A 23551-nucleotide genomic window follows, 5' to 3' on the forward strand; every position below is an offset into this window, starting at 1 on the left:
TGATATAAAGAGTTCTTTATATCGTTATCTCTTCTCGATCAAGCGAATGGTGGTCCTCCGCGCGGATCAATGCGCGGTCTTGACCATATCCACCTGGGTTTCGGTAATCTCGTCGTGCAGGATGTGGTCGAGCCGGTCGGCAACCATCTGGTCGTCGCGACGGATTTCGCGCTTCCAGGGCTGGCGGCCCTTGAGCACGCCCGATTCATCGACGATCTCGGCGACATATTCCTCCTGGCGGTAGGCCATCACATGGACGCCCGAGATCCCAGGGATTTCCTTCACCTCGTTGATGATGTCGATGCAGAGCTGCTTGCCTTCCTTCTTCTGGTCCTGCGCGCCTTCCAGCCGCTTGATGACGGCATCCGGGATGTGGATGCCCGGCACGTTGGAGCGGATCCACTTGGCGGTCTTGGCCGAGGCGAGCGGGCCTACGCCGCACAGGACGAACACTTTTTCGGTGTGGCCGAGATCGCGCGCCTTCTGCATGAAGGTCTTGAACATCGGCACGTCGAAGCAATACTGCGTCTGCACGAACTGCGCGCCGGCGGCGATCTTCTTGCCGAGATGGATCGGGCGGAAGTCGAAGGGCGGCGCGAACGGGTTGACGGCAGCGCCGAGGAAGACCTGCGGCGGCGTCGTCAGCTTGCGGCCGGACAGGAACTTGCCGTTGTCGCGCATGATGCGGATGGTTTCGAGCAGCGACATGGAATCGAGGTCGAACACCGGCTTGGCGCCGGGCTGGTCGCCAGCCTGCACGCCGTCGCCGGTCAGGCACAGCATGTTGGCGACCCCCATGGCAGCACCGCCCAGCACGTCGCCCTGGATGGCGATGCGGTTCTTGTCGCGGCAGGCGATCTGCATGATCGGGGCATAGCCCATGCGGGTCAAAAGCGCGCAGATGCCGACCGAGGACATGTGGCAGTTGGCGCCGGAGGCATCGACGGCGTTGATGGCGTCGACCCAGCCGTCGAAGATCTTGGCCCTGTTGTAGACGTCCTCGGGATCGGCGCTGTCGGGAGGATTGAGCTCGGTCGTCACGGCGAATTCACCGCGCCGCAACACGCGCTCGAGGCGGCCGCGGGACGAATGGCCGGGCAGGGGGTCGAGCGGCAGGTGAATGCCGGCCGGGTTCTCGTCGCGCTGACGGGCACTCATGTGGCGGCTCCGGTCTTTGGCGCGGCCGCGGTCTCACGGGCGGCGGCCGCCTGCGCGGTGACCCGCAGCCAGGCGGAGGTCTCGCGCAACGACTGGTCGACAGGCTTCTGCACGGCCAGGATCTTGTCGGAGTTGACCATGTTCTGCGAGCCTTCCCAGGCCTTGACCCAGACGCAGGGCATATCGGGCTCGACCTCGCAATTGCCGTTGGCGCGCACGCCGCCGCAGGGGCCGTTGCGCAGTTGCTTGGGGCAATTCATCGGGCATGACATGCCGGTCGAAGACAGGATGCACTGGCCGCACATGCGGCAGTCGAACATGAAACCCTTGACGCGCTTCTCGACGAATTTGATCGGGGCCTCGACGCGACCGTAGCCGATGCCTTTCCACAGAGGGTGGAGGAGCAGAAACATGTCGGCGAAACGGGAATAGAACCATTCGAGCAGGCGCGAATGCCGGATCGACCATAGTCTCACCGCGAAGGAGCGCTGCACGCGCCGCTGCGGCGACACGTCGGCCGGCTTGTAGTCGGATTTCGGCGCTGCCTTCTTGACCAGGGTGGCCTGGGTAACCGTCGGCCCATCGTTTTTGACAGGAGTGGTCTCAGACATTTTCTTTGCCGCCCGCTTTGACCAGAGCGACCAATCTCTCTCGGTCATATTTCGTATCGAGGTCCTGGAAAGCCTTTTCGACCTCGGTTTCGAGATCGTCGCCGACAGGAACCGGATCGGCCTTGCGCCATTCGGCCAGATAGTCGTCGGTGCCGCCGGCGCCGGTGCGCATGGCGCACATGTCGATGGCTTCGGTGAAGCGCAGCGGCAGCTCGCGCTTGGCATTCTGCCGGCCCTTCTTGACGATGACCTGGGCAGGGATGTCGCGCCAGTAGACGACGATAAGATCGGCCATGAATTCTCGCTCCTCGATCTCAGAGCATTGCCGGATGCGCAATGGACCCGCTTGTTATGGGACGACGCGCGCGCATTCAAAAGCGACGCATTGCAATGTCGTAAAATGAAAGGCGTGTTAATTCGTTCGCGGGGCGCAGCGGCGGAGCGTCGGCGTGCCGAAAAGCCGTCTAGCCCTGTGCGGCTCCGTGCTGATGAGACCCTACCAGATTCCGGTTCTGAGGCCGGTCCAGAGGTAGAACCAGATCGTCGGATGATACCATAGTTTGGAAGGCAGGCCGGGATCGAAAGTCGTAAGTTTTCCGGCCAGGGCATCGCTGACCGCCTCGATGCAGATATCGCGCGAGAACGCCGTTTGGCGCAGCGCGTGGCTTGAGATGGTGTCGCCTTTTTCCGGTCTGCCGCGTGCCTGCTTCAGCACGCCGCCAGTGTCGACGCCGGCGTCGACGAGGTGGACGGTCGTGCCGAAATTCTGCACATCACCTGATGCCAGGGCCCAATAGCCGCCATTCATGCCGCGATATTTCGGCGTGATGCCCGCATGGTAGTTGAGCACCGGGCAGGGCATTTTGCGCAGCATCTCAGCCGAGATCAGCCGGCAACCGTTAAGCAGCACGACGCCTGGCTGGATCTTCTGGATCGCCTGCAGGCACTCAGGCCCATTGGCCGAGGCCACCTGGATGATCTCCTGGCCTGGTCGCGGCTCAACCTCCAGTCTCTCCTCGGCAATCAATCGCGCGCTATGGCCGGCCCGCAGCCGCTTGCCCAACCTACTCAGCACCATCGTGCCAAGCTGGCCCATGGCCGAGACCCAGCCCTGGCGGCGAGCCCGACCACGCAGCAATTGCTTTTTGGATTCAGGGGTTTCGAGGATGACGCTGACAGGACCAACGCGATCGGCAATTGCGTTGATCATGGCCCAGACATGCTGGCCGCCGCCGGTCACGACGACGATCGACGCGCTGGCTCCAACCGGTGAAGACATGGCCCGCTTTCCTGCCTTGCACGCGGCCGGCTGCCGCATGCTGGCCGGATTTGTGCCGGAATGGGGTTAAATCTTGATGACCACGCTCAGCGCTTGAACTCGATGATGTCGAGTTTCGATTCGTAGTAGGGCGCGGGAAGTTCGACGCGCCATTCGCTGGCACCGGTGCGGAAGGCATAGCCGACCTGGTCGGTTTGCGGACCGCTGCCATAAGGTTTTGCCCGATCATTGTTGACGGAGCCGGAGCCGAGATAGATGGCGCGCTGCTCGCCATCGTCGAAAAAGCGGCCCTGGGTTCGCTGCGAGCCGCTGATCTTTTCAAGCCGCCAGCCGGAACCATCGTCGGTCACCTTGCACTTGAACCAGCCATAGATGACGAGCGGGCTCAAACCGCCTGCCTTGATGGTGCGGCACTTCCAGTTGCCGGTCAGGTCCTTGTCGGAGAACGACACCAGCGGCTTGGCCAGCAAGGCATCGAGTTGTTTGACCTCGGCCGGGCCGCCCGCTTTCGCCTCGGCGAGCGCCGCCTTGCGCGTCTCGCCATATTCGTCGAGGCGGACCTTGTCGGCAGGCGTGATCAGCTTCTGCACCTGGCCGTCGGCAAGAGCGGGCAGGGTGCAGCAGAGCAGGCCGATGGCGGCAAAAAGGGGACGAACGATCATCTGGAACTCCCTGAGTCTCTAAAATGCAGTCGACAAAAATGGCAGTTAATGTCTGGAGCGGCGCCGTTGCCGGTCGATGGCTGATTTTATCGGGTCGCCCGCGCCTGTCATCCGTGCTTAACAGCGTCGCCGTCAGAAATCATGGTGTGACGCATGCGAATCTTGCTCACGGGATCGTCGGGTTGGCTGGGCAGCGCGCTGGCGCCGCGCCTGCGCGCGCTTGGCCATGAGGTGATTGGCCTCGACCCTGTTCCTTCGGTGGAAACGCAGATGATCGGCTCGATCGCCAACCGCAATCTGGTCATGCGGGCGGTCGGGGACAACCGAATCGAAGCCATCATTCACAGCGGCGCGCTGCACAAGCCCAATATTGAGAGCCGCGCCAACAGCGATTTCGTCGCCACCAACGTGCAAGGCACGCTTAACCTTCTCGACGCCGCGGTGGCGAGCGGCGTGCAGCGCTTCGTCTTCACCTCGACCACCTCGCTGATGATCTCGCAGGCGATACGCGACGGGTTCAAGGGCGGTGCGCGCAAGGCCGCCTGGCTGACCGAGGCGATGTCGCCCGAGCCGCGCAACATCTATGGCGTCACCAAGCTTTCGGCCGAACATCTCTGCCGCCTCTATCATCTGCAGCATGGCCTGCCGGTGGTCGTGCTGCGCACGGCCCGCTTCTTTCCCGAAGCCGACGACATGGCGCATGCGATCGAACAGTCTGACGCCAACACTAAGGCGAATGAATTGCTGTTCCGCCGGCTGACGGTGGAAGACGCGGCGGAAGCCCATGTCGCTGCGCTGGAGAAGGCGCCACAGCTCGGCTTCGACATCTTTATCGTCTGTGCGCCGACGCCGTTCCGGCCTGATGATTGCGCCGAACTGATCGCCGATGCGCCGTCAGTGGCCGCGCGCTATTTCCCGGATTTTCCGGCGCTGTACGCGCAAAAAGGCTGGACGATGTTTTCCTCCATCGACCGCGTCTATGATGCCTCGCGGTTGCGGGAGAGGCTCGGCTTTGTCTGTAAGACGAGTTTTGCCGATGTGCTGGCGGCGCTGAGGGCGGAGGAGGCCGCCTAGCGCATTGCGCTCAGGCGACCTTCGCCGCCTGCGCCAAGTCCGCCGTCAGGTCGCCATAGCCGGTCGCGCGCCGCTCATAGGCAAGGCCCAGCAGGGCGGCGGCCTTTTCCGCGACCTTGTCGAGTTCCGGGTCGTCGGTCTGGGCCAGATAGACCAGCTTCTCGTAATTGCCGAAATAGTCCTTGATCAGCTCCGGATGCTTGTCGAGGCCGAGCGGCTTCATGAAGAAGGAATCGAACTGACGGCACAGGAAGTCCGTCATATAGAAGGACATCATGTCGTCGTCGGCGATCTTCGCGTAGGCTTCCATGCCTTGATAGAAGGCGAAGCAGTGCGGGCCGGCCATGCGCTCGACGCCATGCTTCTCGATGACGCGGTCGAGCAGGCCACCGGTGCCGCAATCGGCATAGCCGACGAAGATGTGCTCGTACCCCTCCGACTTGGCCTTCTCGATCGCCTTGTCCATGGCGGGTGCGATGCGGTCGGGATAAAAATGAAACTCTGCCGGCAGGCAGGTCAGTTCCAGGTGATCCAGCCCGAGCTGTTCCTTGACGGCCAATACCTCACGCGCAATCATCCCACAGGCGATGACAAGCAACCTGTCTGTTTGATTCGGTTTCGTTTTTTGCGTCTTGACCAAGTCGATCAGGCTTTCGCTGCGGGGCCAATTTATCTGTCGAGGGAGACACCATCCATGAAACTGCTACGCATCGCGCCGATAGCCATCCTTGCCTGCGCACTTGCACTCACCGCCTGCGCCAACACCATTCGGGGTGTCGGCAAGGATGTCAAATCGACCGCAAGGGCAGTCAAAGACACTGTCGCCAACTGATCGGCCGCCTTTCCCATCATCTGGGAACAAAAAAGCCGCGCTGCAAGGCGCGGCTTTTCTTATCGGTCATCCTGATGCCTTGGGTCAGGCCGAAGCGCGGACATTGTGCTTGCGCTTCATGAAGTCCTTGGCGGTCTCGACCGCCACCGCGGCATCGCGGCAATAGGCGTCGGCGCCGACGGCCTTGCCGAATTCCTCATTGAGCGGCGCGCCGCCGACCAGCACGACATAGTCGTCGCGAATGCCCTTTTCCTTCATCGTGTCGATGACGACCTTCATGTAGGGCATGGTCGTGGTCAAAAGCGCCGACATGCCGATGATGTCGGGCTGATGCTGCTCGATCGCATCGAGATATTTCTCGACCGCATTGTTGATGCCGAGGTCGATGACGTCGAAGCCGGCGCCTTCCATCATCATGCCGACGAGGTTCTTGCCGATGTCGTGGATGTCGCCCTTGACGGTGCCGATCACCATCTTGCCCTGTTTCGGCGCGCCGGTGGCGGCGAGCAGCGGGCGCAGGATGAACATGCCGGCCTTCATGGCGTTGGCGGACAGCAGCACCTCGGGAACGAACAGGATGCCGTCGCGAAAATCCTCGCCGACGATGCGCATGCCTTCGACCAGCGCCTCGGTGAGCACCTTATAGGGCACCCAGCCGCGCTCGAGCAGAATGCGCGTGCCTTCCTCGATCTCTTCCTTCAACCCGTCATAAAGGTCGTCGTGCATCTGCTGCACCAACTCGTCGTCGGAAAGTTCAGAAAGGATGATCTCGTCGTCGGACATTTTTATCCAGCTCCTCACGGCATCGCGACTGTGTCGCAAGGCACAAAATATTAGCGTTCATACCTAACCCGCAACGGGCGGCTATCCATAGCTGATTTGCGACTTCCCGCAAAAGGAAAGCGACTGGAAAATCTATTGGTTTTCTTGTCGATTTTGCGACAGGCGTTGGCGCGGACGGGCCGTTTCGAATAGGGTGCTTGGCTACGATCCGGCGAAAGCCGCGCCATGCGGCCACAACGGCTACGGACCGGCCATCGTCAGGCCAGGCCATATTCAGGGAAGAGCGATCATGAGCGAACACGCGGCAGTCGACCAGGAAGCGTCAAACGCGCGGCGTGGGCGAGGCGCGAGCGGCGGAGCGGCGGCAAGGCGCGCCGCGCGTTCCGGCGGCGGACCCGGCACCCAACTCACCTACATCAAGCGCAAGATCAACATCTATGAGGTGCTCGACGAGGAAGGCCTCGCGCTGATTGAGAAGAACACCGATACGGTGCTGGAGGAGATCGGCATCATCTTCCGCGATGACGCCGAAGCGCTGCAGCTGTGGAAAGAGGCCGGCGCCGACGTCCAGGGCGAGCGCGTGCATTTCCCGAAGGGGCTTTGCCGTTCGCTGCTGAAGACCGCGCCGTCCGTCTATACCCAGCATGCCCGCAATTCCGAGCGCTCGGTGCAGATCGGCGGCAATGCTACCGTCTTTGCGCCGGTCTATGGCCCGCCCTTCGTGCGCGACCTTGACGGTGTCAGGCGCTACGCGACGATCGAGGATTTCCAGAATTTCGTGAAGCTCGCCTATATGGCGCCGTCGATCCACCATTCGGGCGGCACGGTGTGCGAGCCGGTCGACGTGCCGGTCAACAAGCGCCACCTCGACATGATCTATTCGCACATAAAATACTCGGACAAGCCGTTCATGGGCTCGGTGACCGCGCCGGAACGCGCCGAGGACACCGTCGCCATGGCCAAGCTCGTGTTCGGCGACGATTTCGTCGAGAACAACACGGTGCTGACCAGCCTGATCAACGCCAACTCGCCGATGGTGTTCGACGAAACCATGCTGGGCGCGCTGAAGGTTTATTCGCGCCATAACCAGGCCTGCATCGTCACGCCGTTCATCCTTGCCGGCGCGATGAGCCCGGTGACGGTCGCCGGCACGTTGACGCAGGTTCTGGCCGAAGTGCTGGCCGGCGCATCGTTCACGCAGCTCATCCGGCCGGGCGCGCCGGTGCTGTTCGGCACCTTTGCCTCGTCGATCTCGATGCAGTCGGGCGCGCCGACCTTCGGTACGCCGGAGCCGTCGCTGGTTTCTTATGGCGCCGCCCAGCTCGCCCGCCGCCTCGGCCTGCCGTTCCGCACCGGCGGTTCGCTGTGCGCGTCCAAGGTTCCGGATGCGCAGGCGGCCTATGAAAGCGCCAACACGCTGAACTCCACGATCCTTGCCGGCACCAATTTCGTCCTCCACTCGGCCGGCTGGCTCGAGGGCGGGCTGGCGTCCTGCTATGAAAAATTCATGATGGACATCGACCAGCTCGGCATGCAGCAGAAATTCTCCGAAGGCGTCGACCTGTCGGAGAACGGCCAGGCGATGGACGCCATCCGCCAGGTCGGCCCAGGCAGCCACTATCTCGGCTGCGACCACACCCAGGCCAATTTCCAGACGGCCTTCTATCGCTCCAGCATCGCCGACAACAATTCCTACGAACAGTGGCTGGCCGAAGGCGAGAAAACCGCGCCGCAGCGCGCCAATGAACTCGCCCGCCGCTGGCTGGAGAGCTACGAGGCGCCGCATCTCGATCCAAGCATCGACGAAGCCCTGAAGGAGTTCATCGCCAAGAAGAAGGGGTCGATGCCCGACGCCTTCACTTGAAAGGAGCCCGAGTCAGGCGGGGCTAAAGTCGCCAACATCATCCACAAGGAAGTCTGGCGGAGCGCCTTCTCCGATCCGGACAACAAGGGATGATTGCCCGCGGCATGGTCGAAGAGATCACCGCCGCGCTCGGCGTCAACGGCCTCATCCTGCGTGGCGGCTTCTTTTTCCCCGGTGATGAGGATGCCCCTCATAGCGCCTCGGGCGCGCCGGCGAAATCCGTGCTGCTGGTGGGGCAGGCGGGTGCGGCACCCTGGCCGCATTTCCTGCGCTGGCGGGAGCAGCAGCCGTCGACAATCGCCGATCCGCTCGACAGCTGGTCGCGGCAGGTCATCGGCGATGTGGCGGAGGCATTCGGCGCGCGCGCCGTTTCTCCCTCCGACAAGCCCTATCTGCCGTTCCAGCAATGGGCTGTCCGGGCCGAGGGGCTAAAACCGTCGCCGCTCGGCATTCTGATGCATCCGCAATACGGGCTTTGGCATGCCTATCGCGGCGCTTTGCTGTTCGAGGACGAGATCGCGCTTCCGGGGCAGGGCGCGGCAGCGCATCTCTGCGATGCCTGTGTTGAGAAACCTTGCCTGAAATCCTGTCCGGTCGATGCCTATTCCACGAAAGGCTTCGCCTATCAGGCCTGCCTGGCGCATGTGCGGGGAGGGAATGGCGAACCGTGCCGGAGCGGCGGCTGCCTCGACCGCAATGCCTGTCCCTATGGCACGGAATATCGCTATCCGTCTGATATCCAGGCCTTCCACATGGCGGCATTCGCCGGCCTGTGATCGTCCCGCGATCCTGCACGAAATGTTGACGGGTACTTTCAAGGAATGCCTTGCCGTGGCAGGCCGCGTGGATATGTATCGCGCATCCGACAAATGGAGCGCGCAATGGCGAAGCAGGATCTCAGGATCAAGACCCGTGATGGCGTGGCGAAAGCGGGCCTGTTCCGTTCGGCCAAGACGCCCTCCGCCAAGTCCGGCGTCATTCTCTACCAGGACGCCTTCGGTCCGCGTCCGGCGCTCGACGGCATGGCCGAGCGGCTGGCAGGCGAGGGTTACGCGGTGCTGGTGCCGGACCTCTTCCATCGCAACGCGCCCTATGGTCCGTTCGACGCCAAGACCGCCTTCACCGAGGAAAGCACCAAGGCAGCGCTGATGGCGCTGGTCACCGGCACGACGCAGCAGATGACCATCAGTGACGGCGAAGCCTTTCTCGATGCGCTCGCCGAGGAAGGCGTCACCGGTCCGATCGGCACCGTGGGTTATTGCATGGGCGGCGCGCGGGCGCTCAATGCGGCCGCGGCTTACCCGGACAGGATCAGGGCCGCCGCGAGTTTCCATGGCGGCAATCTCGCCAGCGATGCCGCCGACAGCCCGCACCGCAAAGCGGCATCCATCAAGGCGCGTGTCTATGTCGGCATGGCGGGGATCGACAGGAGTTTCCCGCCGGAGCAGTCGACACGGCTGGAGGAGGCGCTGCGCAATGCCGAAGTCGACCACGCCATCGAGAACTATGTCGGCATGGCGCATGGCTGGTGCGTGCCGGACCACAGCGTCTACAACCAGGCCGGCGCCGAACGGCATTGGCAGAGGCTGATCACGCTGTTTGCGGAGACGCTGGGATAGGGGGGCTGCCTGCTTGGGATAAGCTCCAATTTCGGGCACTCCAGCACGAACCTTCGAGAGTTGGCGCCGCTCCTCATCCGCCCTGCCGGGCACCTTCTCCCGTGAACGGGGTGAAGGAGGAGGGCGCTTGCCAAAAAAATCTTTCCATCATCCCAAGGATTAGCCATTAGCCTTCGTCCAACAGGCAAATGATGGCGATGATGCTGGATGAGAGCGAAGCCTCCGACGCCGAACTGATCGGGCGGGCGAAGGGCGGAGACAGGGGGGCCTTCGGCACATTGCTGGAGCGCCACTACGACTTCGTCTATCGCGCCGCCTATCGCTGGTGCGGCAAGAAGGCCGATGCCGAAGACATCGCCCAGGAAGTCTGCGTCCGGCTCGGCAAGGCGATCCGCGACTATCGCGGTGGAGGTGCCTTCACGACATGGCTCTATTCCGTGACGATGAACGCGGCGCGCGATATGATGCGCAAGACCACCCGCGAGACCGTGAAGACCGAGGCCTATGGCGTCCATGCGCTGATTTCGGGCGAGGCCCCGGCCGAGAGCGAGGATCCGGCCGAGGCGCTGTGGGCCGCCGTGCGGCAGCTTCCGGACAAGCAGCGCGACGCCGTGCTGCTGGTCTATGGCGAGGGCTTGAGCCATGCGGCCGCTGCCGAGGCGATGGCGATCTCGGAGACGACGGTTTCCTGGCACATCCATGAAGCGAAGAAACGGCTGAAGACGCTGATGCGCTCGGCCGGGGAAGTGTGACCATGGTCGACGACAACCAACTCAACAGACTGCGCGATATCGCGGCACCGGCGCCGGGTGAGAGCGCGAAGGCGCGCGCCTTCGAAGCCGCCTTGCGCGCCTATGATGAGGAAATTATTTCTGCCGTCACCCAAGGATCGGTCGGCGGCCTTCGTCTCACAGAGCGAGCACAAAAGCTCTGGAGCGAGATCATGCAAAAGAAACTCATCGCCACGCCGGCCCTTGCCGGGCTCGTCGCCCTGCCGATCGCCGGATACGCCACTTTCCATCTGCTGAGGGAACAGCCGGCCAAATTCGGCGGCGACGAAAAGATCACCGAAACGCTGGCCGACAAGCCGGCGACGCTGAAGCCGGCCGAGCCGAAGCAGGCGAAGCCGAAGATCAACCAGCCGCTTGCAGCCACCGAGCCGGCCAAGGACAAGAAGGCCGACGCGGATGTCGAAAGCCGCGACGCCAGCGATGCGCTCGTCGCGCCGGCTTCGCCGCCTAAATCCGAATCGACCGTTGCCGGCGGCACAGCGCAGCAGCAGAAAGCGCTCGGACGAGGCGTGCTGAGCGAAATTGCACCGCCAGCGCCGGCGCCAACCGGCGAATTCGCGCTCGAGGGCAGTGCCTCGCGAGCTGCTCCCGAGGCCAAGCTGATGGCCCCGCAGCAGCCTGCCATGGCGCCGGCGGATCAGATCGCGCCGCAAGAGGAAAACCGCAATCGCGTCCAGGATTTCAAGACCAATCCGGTGCATGCGGCACTGGAAGACCCGGTCTCGACCTTCTCGATCGATGTCGACACCGCCTCCTATTCCTTCGTGCGCCGTTCGCTGAAGGAAGGGGCCGTGCCGCAGGCCGACACCGTCCGTGTCGAGGAGATGATCAACTACTTCCCCTATGACTGGAAGGGGCCGGACTCGGCGTCGACGCCGTTCAATTCGACCGTCAGCGTCATGCCGACGCCGTGGAATGGTCACACCAAGCTGATGCATGTCGCCATCAAGGGCTTCGACATCAAGCCGACCGAGCAGCCGAAGGCCAATCTGGTCTTCCTGATCGACGTCTCGGGCTCGATGGACGAGCCGGACAAGCTGCCGCTGCTCAAGTCGGCATTCCGGCTGCTGGTCAGCAAGCTCAGGGCCGACGACACGATCTCGATCGTCACCTATGCCGGTGAGGCCGGCACCGTGCTGATGCCGACCAGGGCTGCCGAGAAGGACAAGATCCTGAACGCCATCGACAATCTCACGCCCGGCGGTTCGACGGCCGGCGAAGCCGGCATCAAGGAAGCCTACAAGCTTGCCCAGCAATCCTTCGTCAAGGACGGCGTCAACCGGGTGATGCTGGCCACCGATGGCGACTTCAATGTTGGACAGAGCGACGACGATGATCTCAAGCGCCTGATCGAGCAGGAGCGCAAGAGCGGTGTCTTCCTGTCGGTGTTCGGCTTCGGCCACGACAATCTGAACGACCAGATGATGCAGACCATCGCCCAGAACGGCAACGGCACCGCCGCCTATATCGACACACTGGCCGAGGCGGAGAAGGTACTGGTCGAGGATGCCTCCTCGACGCTGTTCCCGATCGCCAAGGACGTGAAGATCCAGGTCGAGTTCAACCCCAACAAGGTCTCGGAATACCGCCTGATCGGCTACGAGACCCGGGCGCTCAACCGCGAGGACTTCAACAATGACCGCGTCGATGCCGGCGATATCGGCTCGGGCCATTCGGTCACCGCGATCTATGAGATCACCCCGAAGGGCAGTGGTGGCGAGCAGATCGATCCGCTGCGTTATGGCCAGGCCACGGTCAACAATGGCGGCGTCGCCAATGCGGATGAATATGCCTTCGTCAAGATCCGTTACAAGCTGCCCAGCGAGGACGTCTCGAAGCTGATCACCACGCCGGTGACATCGGCCAACGAGGTGGCGTCCTTCGACCAGGCCAGCACCGACCAGCGTTTCTCCGTCGCGGTCGCCGCCTTCGGCCAGAAGCTGCGCGACGAGGATGCGACCGCGAAGTTCGGCTACGACAAGATCATGGAGATTGCCACTGCCGCCCGAGGAGCCGACCCGTTTGGGTACAGGTCCGAGTTCCTCTCGCTTGTGCGCCTTGCCTCGGCGCTGGGCGGTAACCGGTAGTGGCGATGACGGCCGGTTTCCTTCAGGTGGGATCGTTCTGACAGGGGAAACCGGCCCACGGGCGGGTGAGGCAGGCCGGCGAGGGGTTCATTCCCTTGCCGGCCTTTTTTTCGGATTTTCCGAGGTCGTTAAATTGCGCGTTATTTCCGGTAGAGGATCGCAACCCGGGTCCATTATTCAGGACTGGCCTTCGGGCTTGAGGGAGCCGCAATTGCAGATCACCACCATCGCCAACTCGTTGCCGCCGGCGCGAGAGATTCCAGCACAAACATCGACGGCTTCGCCCGGACCATCAGCCGAATCCAAACGCATCAGCGACGATGTCGCGCAGGCCCGTCACACCGCCATGTCGGCGCTGACCAACGACCGCTTCAGCGCCATGCTGGAACAGATCACCGATCCGGCTTCGTCCGGCGCGCTGATGACGATGCGCGGCGACAATGCCGTCGATTTCAAGTCGGCGCAGTCGAGCTACGCCGACAACAGCGAATAATCGAAATCCTCAGGCCCGGCTGCGGCGACGCTCGCGGCGCGCTTCGCTGGTCTCGGCGGTGTTTTGCGTTGCCACCTTGTTGCGCATCGGACCGATGCGCTCGACGATCGTCTCGACCGTCGGGCGGCTGGCCTTGGTGTGGCCATCGAGCGCCTTGCGCATGGCGGCGAGGTGCTGGAACGACGTGCCGCAGCAACCGCCGACAATCTTGGCGCCGGCATCGACGGCGAGGCGAACATAGTCGGCCATCAGTTCCGGCGTGCCGGAGTAATGGATCTCGGTGCCGCGGAATTCCGGAATGCCGCAATTGCCCTTGACGATCACCGTCGCCCGCGGCTTCGCCTCAGTCATGTCGAGCAGCGAGGCCAGGATGTCCGAGGCGCCGACGCCGCAATTGGCGCCAACGCCGAGCGGTGCTTCCGACAGCCCGTCGGCGACGCCATGGATGTCTTTCGGCAGCAGGCCCATCATGGTGCGGCCGGCGGTGTCGAAGGAGCCGGTATAAGTGTAGGGGAGGCCGACACGGATGGCGGCTTCGGCGGCGGCGCGGATCTCGTCGGGCGCCGACATGGTCTCGATCCAGGCGACTTCGGCGCCGCCTTCCTTGAGACCCTCGATCTGCTCGGCGAAGGCGTCGACCGCCTCGTCATAGGTCATGGCGCCAAGCGGCACCAGCAATTCGCCGGTCGGGCCGACGGAGCCGGCAACGATCACCTTGCGGCCGGCCTTGTCGGCGACGGCGCGGGCAATTTCGGCGGCGCGCTTGTTGAGTGCATGCACACGGTCCTGCGCATGGTGGAGTTTCAGCCGGTGGCGGGTGCCGCCGAAGGAGTTGGTCAGGATGATGTCTGCGCCGGCATCGACGAAATTCTGGTGCAGGCTGGTGATGGTGCCGGGCGCCGTCTCGTTCAGCAGTTCGGGTGCCTCGCCGGCCTCCAGACCCATCGCGAACAGGTTGGTGCCGGTGGCGCCATCGGCCAGCAGCACGCCCTTTTCAGCCAGCAGGGCATCGATCGGATTGGTGGTGGTCATCGGATTGGCTTTCGTGTTTCAAATTCGAATAAGGATATAAAGAAGTCTTTATGTCTAGTCAATGATTTGTGGCGACCTTCGGCAATGCCAATGGCGTGGCCTTCGACCGTGTCGGGGTCCAGCATTCGAATGACCATGATTGCCGTCGATCAGACAGAGCCTGACGGGAACGACATGCCGGCCAGATTGCGGGCGAAGCTTGCTGCCTCGTGCGGATTGACGTCGGCGGCACGGATCAGATTGTCGAAATGCTGGGTCAGTGCCTGGACCGGCTGGGTGGCGTTCAGCACGACATACATGTCGCCGACATAGATGGCGGCGCGATAGGGGCCGAAGATGGTGAGCGGGATCGAATAGCGCATGCGGCCGTCATAGAGAAACAGGCGGAAGGTCGGATAGAGATCGTCGAGCAGCGTCGCCATATGGGCGAGCTGCTGCCGGCGGTCGGCCTCGGGAAAGCGATCCCACACACCGAGGCCGCGCGCGAAAATCTCCAGCGTGTGGCGCGGCATGCAGACTTCCATGTCGGTTTCCGGGCGGCGGTTGTATTCGATGCGGTACTGCGTCTCGCTGGCCTGCGCCAGCCGGCTCCTGTTGGTGATGTTGGCTTCGTAGTCGACCAGCGCGCGGGTTCGCAGCAGATCGGGAATGCCCGCGGGCACGTAGCGGATCTTGGTGCCCGCTGCCTCGGCGAACCATTTGGCGAGCAGCGTGCGGTCGAAACCATCGGGCGCTTCCTCGATCTCCAGGCTTTCGCGGATTTCGCCGGTGACGCCTTCGTCCTGGCTGAGGCCCAGCAGCCAGTCCAGCGACACCTTGAATTCGGCGGCGATGTTGAGCAGCGTTTCGGCACGCGGCAGGCGCGTCGAGGCACCTGACATCAGCTGCGACAGTGCCGACCGGTCGATGCCGACCGCTGACGCGAAGGCCGACTGGTTGAGGTCCGAGCGTGTCAGGAGCAGCTTCAGACGCTCCCGGAAAATTGCTGACAGATCGCGTTTGTCCATCGTCCGCTTCTCCGAGTCTTGAGGAAAAATTTGCGCCAAAGCAGCTTAGTGAGGCGTCTCAGGCGTAAATGAATCCCTAAGGTTGTTTACAATGTGTAACATGTGCGGTCAAAAATGCGCAATCGCAACATTTTGTATACTTTGTCGCGTTGAGTGGAATCGTTTCTCCTGACACTATGCTGTCAGGAACCAGTTGGGGTTCCGACGACTGAGGGGCAGTGGTCGATAGCATGACAGGCAAGAGCATCAAGCGACGCAACGCACCGGCCATCGAGTGGCCGACCGTGGTTCTCGCTTTCTTCTGCTACGGAACATGGCTTGCCACCGGTTTCCTGCTCTGGCCGTCCTATCCCATCCTCGCGCTCGCTCTCCTTGGCTTCATCCTGGCATTGCAGTCGTCGATCATGCACGAAGTGCTGCATGGCCATCCGACGCGCAGCGCGTTGATCAACGAGGCCTTCGTCTTCCTGCCGATCGGCCTGGTCTGGCCGTTCCGCCGCTTCAAGACATTGCATTTGCGCCACCATGCCGACGAGCGGCTGACCGATCCGCTCGACGATCCGGAAAGCTATTACCAGGCGCTGTGGCAGCATGACGATTTGCCGCCGACGATGAAGTTCCTGCTCAAGATCAACAACACCATGGTCGGCCGTTTCTTCCTTGGCCCCTGGCTGTCCTGCATCGGCTTCTTCATCGACGATTTCAAGCAGATGATGGCCGGCGACAAGGCGATCCGCAAGGCTTGGCTGCTGCATGCGATCGGCCTCGCCATCGTGGCGCCGATCGTGCAGTTTGGCTTCGGCATTCCGCTGTGGCTCTACATTCTGGCGCCGGTCTGGCTCGGCCAGTCGCTGATCGCGATCCGCACCTTTGCCGAGCATCAGTGGTCCGAGCATCCGGAAGGCCGCACGGTGATCATCGAGCGCTCGCCGCTGTCGTTCCTGTTCCTCAACAACAATCTGCACTTCGTCCATCACAAGACGCCTACGGTGGCCTGGTACAAGCTGCCGAAACTGTTTCGCGAGCGTCGCGACGAATGGCTGCGGATGAACAACGGCTATGCCTATCCGAATTATTTCGCGCTGATCAAAGCCTATGCCTTCAAGGCGAAAGAGCCGATCGTGCATCCGGTGCTGCGGCGTGCGCCCGAGCACGGCCGGGCGTTCAAGCCGCGTATCCGGGCGCGCAACATCAATGGCCTCGGCACCGCGCCGGTGCCCGCCGAGCCGCCCAAGGAATAATCCGGGGCATCCCTCGGGTTCTGTGTCGGCCAATTCTGATTGGACGCCGCGTTTTTGCGATCCTTTCTACAGACATGATGATTGAGTGTCGGCATGAGTGAATCGATTGCGGCCCTGCCGATGTACGATTGGCCCGAAGTGCGCGGCGAGGTCGATGCGCAGTGGGCGCTGCTGCGCGATGCCTTCCGGCAAAAGGGCATCGACGCACCGCAAACCATCGTGCGTCGCAATGGCGATCTGCCGCCGGTGCCGGGCGGCATCCACGATGCCCAGGGGGTCCTGATCGCGCCGGATCCAGCGACATCGCCACCGGATGAACTCGATTATCATATGCTCTGGCTACATCCGGCGCTGCTGTTCGCGCAGACCTGCTGGGGGCCGATGGAATTCGGCCTGTCGAGCCATGTGCAAGTGGTCGGCCAGCCAAGCTATGACGCCTATGAAGGCGGGCAGGGCGAACTTTATTCCAGCGCGCTGGTGATGCGGACGGGCGAGGGGCCGGAGGCGCGATCGCCCGCGGATGGCAAGGCCGTGCTGCCGCTCGACCTGCTCCGCGGCAAATGCTTCACCTTCAACAGCCTGGATTCGATGTCGGGCACCATCGGCCTGACGCGCGATCTGCAGGCGGCCGGCGAAAGCCTCGCTATCTTTTCCTCGCGCAGCGAAAGCGGCGGTCATCGCGCTTCGATCGTCACTGTTGCCGAGGGCAGGGCAGATGTCGCCGCGATCGACTGCGAGAGCTGGGCGCTGGCGCAGCGTTTCGAACCGGCGGCACGTAAGGTTGTGATCGTCGGCTGGACCGCACGGCGCAAGGGCCTGCCCTTCATCACTGCCAGGACGACGCCGGAAAAGACCGTCCGGGCAATGCGTGAAGCCTTAGCTGGGTTAGCCGAGCAGCCTCACATCCAGCGGGTAGGTTGAAAGCTGCTCGTTGCCGGTCTCGGTGATCAGGATCTGCTCCTCGATCTTGACGCCTTCGCGCCCGCCAAGCCTGCCGATATAGCTTTCGACGCACAGCACCATGCCCGGTTCGAGCATGCCGTCCGGCGTGTCCGGCGTCCAGTCGCTGGCATGTGGCAGCGTCGGGTATTCGTCGGCCAGGCCGACGCCGTGATAGAGCACGCCGTAACGGGTCGGGAAGCAGTCTCCAGGCGGCACGGCCGAGTGTTCGACAAGGTCACGAAACGAGATGCCCGGCCGCATTAATTCGGTATTGTGGGTGATCTGGTCAGCGGCGATGCGGAACAGGTCGCGCTGTTCGTTGGTCGGCTTTGTATCGCCGCACAGCCAGGTGCGCGACAGGTCGGCGCAGAAGCCGTAGGGGCCGATCAGGTCGGTGTCGAAGGCGACGAGGTCGCCGGCCTCGATGATGCGCGACGAGCACTCCTGGAACCACGGATTGGTGCGCGGGCCGGACGCCAGCAGCCGCGTCTCGATCCATTCGCCGCCGCGCGCAATGTTGCCGCGGTGCAGTTCGGCCCACAACTCGTTCTCGGAAATGCCGGGCTGCAGAGCCTGTTTCATTTCGCCCATCGCCGCCTCGCAGGCAACGATGGCGCGGCGCATGGCGAGGATTTCGTCCGGTGATTTGATCAGCCGGGCATTCTCCATCACCGCTTCGCCATTGCCGATCGAGATGCCGAGACGGGCGAGTTCCTCGACGCCTTCCGGATTGATGTGATCGACCGCGATGCGGCTGTTGCCGCCGCCATGTTCCCTGACCAGATCGGCAATGCCGGCGGCCCAGCGGCGGACTTTCTGCTCTGTCAGTTCGCCGCCATAGAGATACATCCACGACACGGCCGGACGCACCTCGTCGACGACGCCGGAATGGTCGGACAGGTGCTCGCAGGAGAAATAGTCGAACAGCACCACCGGACCCTCGGTGGCGACGAAACAATGCCGAGTCGGGTTGTGCGCCACCCACAGCTGCATATTGGTGCTGTCGGTGGCGTAGCGGATGTTGACGGGATCGTAGAGAAGGGCGCCGGCATAGTCGCGGCGCTTCAGCTCGGCGCGGATGCGCTCCAGCCGGTATTGGCGCATCGCCGGCAGGTCGGGCGCGGCAATCCCTGCCGCTGCCCATTCAGCTTCCGCCTGCGCGCCATAGCCCAGCACATGCTGGTTGAGAGACGCCGCCTTCTGGCGGGAGGCTTCGCGCAGCGCCTCGATCGAGCCGGGCTCGAACGGCATGATCTTGCGATGGCGGCCAAAACTGCCCTTTGGCCCCGCGCTGTCCATGGGCTCAGGTCCGCATCTTCTCGCCGCTCGGGTCGAAAGGCGCTTCGACATTGATTCGCGCCGGGCGGCGGTGCCCGAGGATCTCGATCTCGAAAAGGCCGGCACTTTCGTCCTCGGCCAGTGCCGCCGGCACGTAGCCCTGCGCCATCGACCTCTGCACATAGTGCGCATAGCCGCCTGATGTGACCCAGCCGACCACGCGCCAGCCGCCATCGACGATGCCGCGCACGGCGGAAGCGCCTTCGGCGGCGTTGGAGCCGCGCACTTCCTTGCCCTTGTCATCGAAGCGCGGCGCGCCATAGCCATGCGGCTTTTCCACCGTGCCGTAATCCTTGCTGACCTTGGCCCAGATCGGCTCGTCGCCCATCACATCGGCGTCCGCCGCATCGACGATGAAGGAGACGCGACGCAGTTTCGGGCCTTCCGCCTGTTCCTTGGCAGCGGCTTCGCGGCCGATGAAGTCGTTCTTCTCGAGCTTGATGAAGCGGTCCATCGCCCCTTCGAACGGCCCGTAGATCGGCCGCAACTCGCGGAACCAGGTCGGGAAGTTCTTTTCCAGGCGCATTGACAGCAAAGCGCGCATGCCGAAATCGACCAGGCCGAACTCCTCGCCGGCGTCCTTGATCGCCTTGTACACCAGCCGCTGATAGGCCGGCGCCATCCAGATCTCGTAGCCGAGATCGCCGGTATAGGTGATGCGGTTGACCATGCAGGGAGCGCCGCCGACCGCCATCTCGCGGAAGTCCATGAAGCGGAAGGCTTTCGTCGAGATGTCGACGTCGACCAGCTTCTGCAAGAGGTCACGGGATTTCGGCCCTGCGATCGACAGGCCGACAAGCGTCTGGTCGAAACGGTGGATGCGCACCGAACCGTCCTTCGGCAGGTGCTTCTCGAACCAGCGCATGTGGTATTTCTGCGCGGCCGACGAACCCCAGATCATGAAGCGGTCCTCGCCGGCCTTGGCGATGGTGAAGTCGCCGATCAGCTTGCCGAATTCGTTGATCATCGGGGTGAGCACGATGCGGCCGGTCTTCGGCATGCGGTTGGTCATCAGCCGGTTGAGGAACTCTTCCGCGCCCGGTCCCGACACTTCGTATTTGGCGAAGTTGGCGATTTCGGTGACGCCGACGCGCTCACGCGTGGCGCGCACTTCCTCGCTGATCGACCCAAAATCGTTGGAGCGATGGAAGGAGACGATGTCCTTCGGTTCCTTGCCCTTCGGCGCGAACCAGAGCGGGGTTTCAAGACCCCAGGAGTCGCCCATGACGGCGTTGTTGGCGAGCATCGTGTCGTAGAGCGGCGTCGTCTGGGCCGGCCGCGCGGCCGGCAGCTCCTCGTTGGGGAAACGGATGGAGAAGCGGCGCGAATAGTTTTCGCGCACCTTGGCGTTGGTGTAGCGCAGGCCTGCCCATTCGCCGAAGCGGGCGACATCCATGCCCCAGACGTCGAAGCCCGGATCGCCATGCACCATCCAGTTCGACAGGGCGAGACCGACGCCGCCGCCCTGGCTGAAGCCGGCCATGACAGCGCAGGCGCACCAGAAATTGGTCAGGCCCTGCACCGGACCGACCAGCGGGTTGCCGTCGAGCGCGAAGGTGAACGGCCCGTTGATGATCTGCTTGATGCCGGCCTTCTCGATGCCGGGGAAGTGCTTGAAGCCGATCTCCAGCGACGGCGCGATGCGGTCGAGGTCGGGCGGCAGCAATTCGTGGCCGAAATCCCACGGCGTGTTGATCGGCGACCACGGCTTGCAGGCCTTTTCATAGGTGCCGAGCAGGATGCCGTTGCGCTCCTGGCGTGTGTAGATCTCGCCCTTGAAGTCGAGCACGCCGATCATTTCGCGGCCCGTCGACTTGTTGAATTCCTCGACCTCCGGCATCGGCTCGGTGAGGAGATACATGTGCTCCATGGCCAGCACGGGCAGCTCGACGCCGACCATGCGGCCGATCTCACGCGCCCACAGGCCGCCGCAATTGACGACATGCTCGGCGTGGACCGTGCCCTGTTCGGTCACGACGTTCCAGGTGCCGTCGGGCTGCTGCGTGAGATCGACAACGCGATTGCGCAGCACGATCTCGGCGCCGAGTTTCTTCGCCGCCTTGGAGTAGGCGATGGTGGTGCCGGACGGGTCGAGATGGCCTTCGACCGGGTCCCACATGGCGCCGACGAAGTTCTTCTCGTCCATCAGCGGGAACATCGCCTTGGCTTCGGACGGCGTGATCAGCTCGGTGTCCATGCCGAGATAGCGCCCCTTGGCATGGGCAAGGCGCAGGAAGTCCATGCGTTCCGGCGTGTCGGCCATCATCACGCCACCGGTCAGGTGCAGCGAGCAGGACTGGCCGGAGATTTCCTCGATCTCCTTGTAGAGCTGCACCGTGTAGGCCTGCAGCTTGGCGACGTTGGGATCGCCGTTCAGCGTGTGGAAGCCGCCCGCCGCGTGCCAGGACGAGCCGGAGGTCAACTCCGAGCGCTCGATCAGCATGATGTCGGTCCAGCCGGCCTTGGCCAGGTGATAGAGCACCGAGCAGCCGACGACACCGCCGCCGATGACCACCGCTTTTACATGGGATTTCATGAAGATAGGTCCGTTTTTAGAGAAATTGAATTGGATAAGCGCGGCGCGAAGACGAAGCGGAGGTCGGAGACAGTGGTATCCTCGGCCAGCCTGCCGCCAAGCGCGGCAAGAATGGCTTCACAGACGGAAGTACGATGTTTCAGAACGTCATGGTTCCAAAGACGCACGATCGAATAGCCTTGGCCGCGCATGAAGTCGTCGCGGCGGCGGTCATGTGAACTGCCGGCGTGTTGCGAGCCGTCAATCTCAACGACGAGCCTTCGCTCGCGGCAACAGAAGTCAGCAAAAAAGGGGCCGATGGAAAACTGGCGTGTAAAGCGATAGCCGCCAAGCTTGCGCGCCTTCAGTTCAAGCCAAAGCAATGCTTCCGCCTGATTGCCTGCTTGCCTGAGGTTGCGCACCCGCTGGGTTGTGCCTGTCTTGCGGCGACTGCGGGGTTGACCAGCGGCTTCCCCCACTCCGTCGCCGCTTCGCGGCACCACCCCTCCCCCCTCCGGAGGGAGAGGAAGGGAGCCATCCGGGGCACGCTCGCGCCCTTCCTCTCCCCCGTCGATCGGGGGAGAGGTGTCGAGCGCAGCTCGACGGAGTGGGGGTCGACTGTTCATCAACAACATTGATCAAAAATCGGTCGGCGCGCCGCCTTCGGCTGTGCGCTTCTGGACGAAGTCGTTGAGTTCTTCGCGGATCGCCGGATCCATGTAGGGTTCTTCATAGGACGCCAGTCGTTCCTTCCAGACCTTGTTGGCCTTTTCGAGCGCCGTCGGCGAGCCGGCTTCCGCCCAGGTCTCGAAATTGCGCCAGTCGGAAATGATGGGCGAATAGAAGGCGGTCTTGTAGCGGTCCTGCGTGTGCTGGGTGCCGAAGAAATGGCCGCCGGGGCCAACCGACTGGATGGCGTCGAAGCCGAGCGCCTCGTCGGACAGGTCGAGCGGGGTGAGGAATTCGGCCACCATCTGCAACAGGTCGATGTCGAGAATGGTCTTCTCGTAGGAGCAGCGCAGGCCGCCCTCGAGCCAGCCGGCGGCATGCATCATCAGATTGCCGCCGCCCTGGATGGCGCCCCATAGCGAGAACACGCTCTCATAGGCCGCCTGCGCGTCGACCGTGTTGGCGGCGCAGGTGTTGGAGGTGCGGTAGGGGATGTTGTAGCGGCGGGCAAGCTGGCCGCCGACAAGCTGCGCCTTCATATATTCGGGCGTGCCGAAGGCCGGTGAGCCTGACTTCATGTCGACATTGGAGGTGAAGCCGCCATAGCCGACGGGTGCTCCCTTGCGTACCATCTGGGCAAAGGCGATGCCGGACAGCGCCTCGGCATTCTGCTGCACCAGCGCGCCGGCAATGGTGACCGGCGCCATGGCGCCCGACAGGGTGAAGGGCGTGACGACAACGACCTGGCCCTTGCTCGACATCTGGATGATGCCTTCCATCATCGGCACGTCGAGCTTGAGCGGCGAATTGGTGTTGATGATGGTGAAGACGGACGGCTCCTCGAGCAGTTGCTCGTGGCTGATGCCGCGCGCGATCCTGGCGATCTCGATGCCATCGACATTGCGCTCCTTGCCGAGCGAATAAATGTGGAACACCTTGTCGGTCAGCGTGGCGAGGTCGCGGATGCATTCGAGGTGGCGCACCGACGGATGGATATCGGTCGGTTCTACCGGATAGCCGCCGGTGCAATTCAGGATGTTGTGCATCTGCGCCAGGCGCAGGAAATTGCGGTAGTCGGCCTGGTTGCCGGGCCGGCGCCCGCGGTCGATGTCGGAGCAGTTGGGCGCCGACGCCATCATCGAGATGATCAGATTGTCGCCGCCAAAGCGCACATTATGCGCAGGGTTGCGGGCATGGATGGTGAATTCCGACGGGCAGTGCGAGACGAGTCCGAGGATCATGTCGCTGTCGAAGCGTACGCGCTCCGAACCTTCGCGCACATCGGCGCCATGCGCCTGCATGATGCGACGGGCTTCGTCGTGCAGGACGTCGACACCGATTTCCTTGAGTACGCGCAAGGAGGCGAGGTGGATCGATTCCAGCTCGTCTTCCGACACCAGCCTGGTCGGCGCCAGCGGGTTTTTCAACTGGCGGAAAGCCGGTTGCTCGAAGGCGGCCGAGCCTCCAGCGCGCTTTCCGGCGCGGCCGCCACGGCGGGCACGGTCGGGTGCCAGAGCCGGTTCCAAGGGGTTTAGGGCGGCGGTCATGATGGTC

The 23551-nt window shown here is 63.1% G+C and carries 23 protein-coding genes; 10 read left to right on the top strand and 13 right to left on the bottom strand.

What is annotated here, in order from left to right:
• Positions 1 to 66 precede the first annotated feature (66 nt).
• The 5 genes from CK227_RS21335 to CK227_RS21355 form a co-directional block, all read right to left on the bottom strand.
• Positions 67 to 1158, bottom strand: a complete 1092-nt coding sequence (locus CK227_RS21335; protein WP_095772949.1) for a methylenetetrahydrofolate reductase — start codon at positions 1156 to 1158, stop codon at positions 67 to 69.
• Positions 1155 to 1769: a methylenetetrahydrofolate reductase C-terminal domain-containing protein gene (locus CK227_RS21340; RefSeq protein ID WP_095772948.1), complete on the bottom strand. Its 615-nt coding sequence runs from the start codon at positions 1767 to 1769 to the stop codon at positions 1155 to 1157. Before CK227_RS21340 ends, CK227_RS21335 begins: the two co-directional genes overlap by 4 nt.
• Complete coding sequence (locus CK227_RS21345; protein WP_095772947.1) at positions 1762 to 2064, bottom strand: virulence factor; 303 nt, start codon at positions 2062 to 2064, stop codon at positions 1762 to 1764. The genes CK227_RS21340 and CK227_RS21345 overlap by 8 nt, the downstream gene beginning before the upstream one ends.
• 201 nt (positions 2065 to 2265) lie before the next feature.
• Positions 2266 to 3048: a formyl transferase gene (locus CK227_RS21350; protein WP_095773113.1), complete on the bottom strand. Its 783-nt coding sequence runs from the start codon at positions 3046 to 3048 to the stop codon at positions 2266 to 2268.
• 86 nt (positions 3049 to 3134) lie between these two features.
• Complete coding sequence (locus CK227_RS21355) at positions 3135 to 3710, bottom strand: DUF4893 domain-containing protein (RefSeq protein WP_095772946.1); 576 nt, start codon at positions 3708 to 3710, stop codon at positions 3135 to 3137.
• Positions 3711 to 3863: 153 nt separating this feature from the next.
• Between CK227_RS21355 and CK227_RS21360 the strand changes: the two genes are divergently transcribed.
• Entirely contained in the window at positions 3864 to 4784 is a 921-nt protein-coding gene (locus CK227_RS21360; RefSeq protein ID WP_095772945.1) for an NAD(P)-dependent oxidoreductase, read from the top strand.
• 10 nt (positions 4785 to 4794) lie between these two features.
• On the opposite strand, the gene CK227_RS21365 is transcribed toward CK227_RS21360, so the two are convergent.
• Positions 4795 to 5424, bottom strand: coding sequence for a DUF1638 domain-containing protein (locus CK227_RS21365; RefSeq protein WP_095772944.1), 630 nt, complete (start codon positions 5422 to 5424; stop codon positions 4795 to 4797).
• A gap of 54 nt (positions 5425 to 5478) precedes the next feature.
• Here CK227_RS21365 and CK227_RS21370 point away from each other — a divergent pair, with 54 nt between their 5' ends.
• Positions 5479 to 5616 (top strand): entericidin A/B family lipoprotein, encoded by a 138-nt coding sequence (locus tag CK227_RS21370; protein ID WP_019858698.1) that lies wholly within the window; start codon positions 5479 to 5481, stop codon positions 5614 to 5616.
• 84 nt (positions 5617 to 5700) lie between these two features.
• Here CK227_RS21370 and CK227_RS21375 read toward each other — a convergent pair whose 3' ends face one another.
• Positions 5701 to 6399 (bottom strand): B12-binding domain-containing protein, encoded by a 699-nt coding sequence (locus CK227_RS21375; RefSeq protein WP_027046950.1) that lies wholly within the window; start codon positions 6397 to 6399, stop codon positions 5701 to 5703.
• Between the two features lie 289 nt (positions 6400 to 6688).
• Between CK227_RS21375 and CK227_RS21380 the strand changes: the two genes are divergently transcribed.
• From CK227_RS21380 to CK227_RS36805, 6 genes are all read left to right on the top strand, one after another.
• Positions 6689 to 8263 (top strand): trimethylamine methyltransferase family protein, encoded by a 1575-nt coding sequence (locus CK227_RS21380; RefSeq protein WP_095773112.1) that lies wholly within the window; start codon positions 6689 to 6691, stop codon positions 8261 to 8263.
• Between the two features lie 89 nt (positions 8264 to 8352).
• The gene (locus tag CK227_RS21385) at positions 8353 to 9039 is read left to right on the top strand and encodes a hypothetical protein (RefSeq protein ID WP_095772943.1); all 687 of its coding nucleotides are present in this window, start codon (positions 8353 to 8355) and stop codon (positions 9037 to 9039) included.
• A gap of 105 nt (positions 9040 to 9144) precedes the next feature.
• Positions 9145 to 9882: a dienelactone hydrolase family protein gene (locus CK227_RS21390; RefSeq protein ID WP_095773111.1), complete on the top strand. Its 738-nt coding sequence runs from the start codon at positions 9145 to 9147 to the stop codon at positions 9880 to 9882.
• Positions 9883 to 10073: 191 nt separating this feature from the next.
• On the top strand, positions 10074 to 10634 hold the full coding sequence (locus tag CK227_RS21395; protein ID WP_095773110.1) for an RNA polymerase sigma factor: 561 nt from the start codon (positions 10074 to 10076) through the stop codon (positions 10632 to 10634).
• A gap of 2 nt (positions 10635 to 10636) precedes the next feature.
• A complete protein-coding gene (locus CK227_RS21400; protein WP_095772942.1) occupies positions 10637 to 12760 on the top strand; it encodes a VWA domain-containing protein in 2124 nt (707 codons plus the stop codon).
• Between the two features lie 211 nt (positions 12761 to 12971).
• Positions 12972 to 13253, top strand: coding sequence for a hypothetical protein (locus CK227_RS36805; RefSeq protein WP_095772941.1), 282 nt, complete (start codon positions 12972 to 12974; stop codon positions 13251 to 13253).
• Positions 13254 to 13262: 9 nt separating this feature from the next.
• Here CK227_RS36805 and bmt read toward each other — a convergent pair whose 3' ends face one another.
• Together bmt and CK227_RS21415 are read right to left on the bottom strand one after the other, a co-directional pair.
• Positions 13263 to 14285 (bottom strand): betaine--homocysteine S-methyltransferase, encoded by a 1023-nt coding sequence (bmt, locus tag CK227_RS21410; RefSeq protein ID WP_095772940.1) that lies wholly within the window; start codon positions 14283 to 14285, stop codon positions 13263 to 13265.
• 149 nt (positions 14286 to 14434) lie between these two features.
• A complete protein-coding gene (locus CK227_RS21415; RefSeq protein ID WP_095772939.1) occupies positions 14435 to 15292 on the bottom strand; it encodes a helix-turn-helix transcriptional regulator in 858 nt (285 codons plus the stop codon).
• A gap of 230 nt (positions 15293 to 15522) precedes the next feature.
• Between CK227_RS21415 and CK227_RS21420 the strand changes: the two genes are divergently transcribed.
• Positions 15523 to 16533 carry a fatty acid desaturase gene (locus tag CK227_RS21420; RefSeq protein ID WP_179296431.1) on the top strand — a complete coding sequence of 337 codons (1011 nt, stop codon included), beginning with the start codon at positions 15523 to 15525 and terminating at the stop codon, positions 16531 to 16533.
• A 93-nt stretch (positions 16534 to 16626) separates the two neighbouring features.
• Positions 16627 to 17454, top strand: a complete 828-nt coding sequence (locus CK227_RS21425) for a PhnD/SsuA/transferrin family substrate-binding protein (protein ID WP_095772938.1) — start codon at positions 16627 to 16629, stop codon at positions 17452 to 17454.
• Here CK227_RS21425 and CK227_RS21430 read toward each other — a convergent pair.
• The 4 genes from CK227_RS21430 to CK227_RS21445 form a co-directional block, all read right to left on the bottom strand.
• Complete coding sequence (locus tag CK227_RS21430) at positions 17419 to 18774, bottom strand: Xaa-Pro peptidase family protein (protein WP_095772937.1); 1356 nt, start codon at positions 18772 to 18774, stop codon at positions 17419 to 17421. The genes CK227_RS21425 and CK227_RS21430 overlap by 36 nt on opposite strands.
• A 4-nt stretch (positions 18775 to 18778) precedes the next feature.
• Positions 18779 to 21349: an FAD-dependent oxidoreductase gene (locus CK227_RS21435; RefSeq protein WP_095772936.1), complete on the bottom strand. Its 2571-nt coding sequence runs from the start codon at positions 21347 to 21349 to the stop codon at positions 18779 to 18781.
• Complete coding sequence (locus tag CK227_RS21440; RefSeq protein WP_095772935.1) at positions 21346 to 21831, bottom strand: DUF559 domain-containing protein; 486 nt, start codon at positions 21829 to 21831, stop codon at positions 21346 to 21348. Before CK227_RS21440 ends, CK227_RS21435 begins: the two co-directional genes overlap by 4 nt.
• Positions 21832 to 21966: 135 nt before the next feature.
• Entirely contained in the window at positions 21967 to 23544 is a 1578-nt protein-coding gene (locus CK227_RS21445; RefSeq protein ID WP_095773108.1) for a trimethylamine methyltransferase family protein, read from the bottom strand.
• Positions 23545 to 23551 lie beyond the last annotated feature (7 nt).

It is taken from the genome of Mesorhizobium sp. WSM4308, from assembly GCF_002294905.1.
Lineage (GTDB): Bacteria > Pseudomonadota > Alphaproteobacteria > Rhizobiales > Rhizobiaceae > Mesorhizobium.

Bases quoted from the DNA above. Each gene is read 5' to 3' on its own strand.
- CK227_RS21355 (WP_095772946.1), bottom strand. From the start codon at position 3,710: ATGATCGTTCGTCCCCTTTTTGCCGCCATCGGCCTGCTCTGCTGCACC.
- CK227_RS21400 (WP_095772942.1), top strand. From the start codon at position 10,637: ATGGTCGACGACAACCAACTCAACAGACTGCGCGATATCGCGGCACCG.
- CK227_RS21360 (WP_095772945.1), top strand. From the start codon at position 3,864: ATGCGAATCTTGCTCACGGGATCGTCGGGTTGGCTGGGCAGCGCGCTG.
- CK227_RS21370 (WP_019858698.1), top strand. From the start codon at position 5,479: ATGAAACTGCTACGCATCGCGCCGATAGCCATCCTTGCCTGCGCACTT.
- CK227_RS21420 (WP_179296431.1), top strand. From the start codon at position 15,523: ATGACAGGCAAGAGCATCAAGCGACGCAACGCACCGGCCATCGAGTGG.
- CK227_RS21345 (WP_095772947.1), bottom strand. From the start codon at position 2,064: ATGGCCGATCTTATCGTCGTCTACTGGCGCGACATCCCTGCCCAGGTC.
- CK227_RS21390 (WP_095773111.1), top strand. From the start codon at position 9,145: ATGGCGAAGCAGGATCTCAGGATCAAGACCCGTGATGGCGTGGCGAAA.
- CK227_RS21430 (WP_095772937.1), bottom strand. From the start codon at position 18,774: ATGGACAGCGCGGGGCCAAAGGGCAGTTTTGGCCGCCATCGCAAGATC.
- CK227_RS21335 (WP_095772949.1), bottom strand. From the start codon at position 1,158: ATGAGTGCCCGTCAGCGCGACGAGAACCCGGCCGGCATTCACCTGCCG.
- CK227_RS21385 (WP_095772943.1), top strand. From the start codon at position 8,353: ATGATTGCCCGCGGCATGGTCGAAGAGATCACCGCCGCGCTCGGCGTC.
- CK227_RS21425 (WP_095772938.1), top strand. From the start codon at position 16,627: ATGAGTGAATCGATTGCGGCCCTGCCGATGTACGATTGGCCCGAAGTG.
- bmt (WP_095772940.1), bottom strand. From the start codon at position 14,285: ATGACCACCACCAATCCGATCGATGCCCTGCTGGCTGAAAAGGGCGTG.
- CK227_RS21395 (WP_095773110.1), top strand. From the start codon at position 10,074: ATGGCGATGATGCTGGATGAGAGCGAAGCCTCCGACGCCGAACTGATC.
- CK227_RS21445 (WP_095773108.1), bottom strand. From the start codon at position 23,544: ATGACCGCCGCCCTAAACCCCTTGGAACCGGCTCTGGCACCCGACCGT.
- CK227_RS21380 (WP_095773112.1), top strand. From the start codon at position 6,689: ATGAGCGAACACGCGGCAGTCGACCAGGAAGCGTCAAACGCGCGGCGT.
- CK227_RS21350 (WP_095773113.1), bottom strand. From the start codon at position 3,048: ATGTCTTCACCGGTTGGAGCCAGCGCGTCGATCGTCGTCGTGACCGGC.
- CK227_RS21340 (WP_095772948.1), bottom strand. From the start codon at position 1,769: ATGTCTGAGACCACTCCTGTCAAAAACGATGGGCCGACGGTTACCCAG.
- CK227_RS21415 (WP_095772939.1), bottom strand. From the start codon at position 15,292: ATGGACAAACGCGATCTGTCAGCAATTTTCCGGGAGCGTCTGAAGCTG.
- CK227_RS21435 (WP_095772936.1), bottom strand. From the start codon at position 21,349: ATGAAATCCCATGTAAAAGCGGTGGTCATCGGCGGCGGTGTCGTCGGC.
- CK227_RS21375 (WP_027046950.1), bottom strand. From the start codon at position 6,399: ATGTCCGACGACGAGATCATCCTTTCTGAACTTTCCGACGACGAGTTG.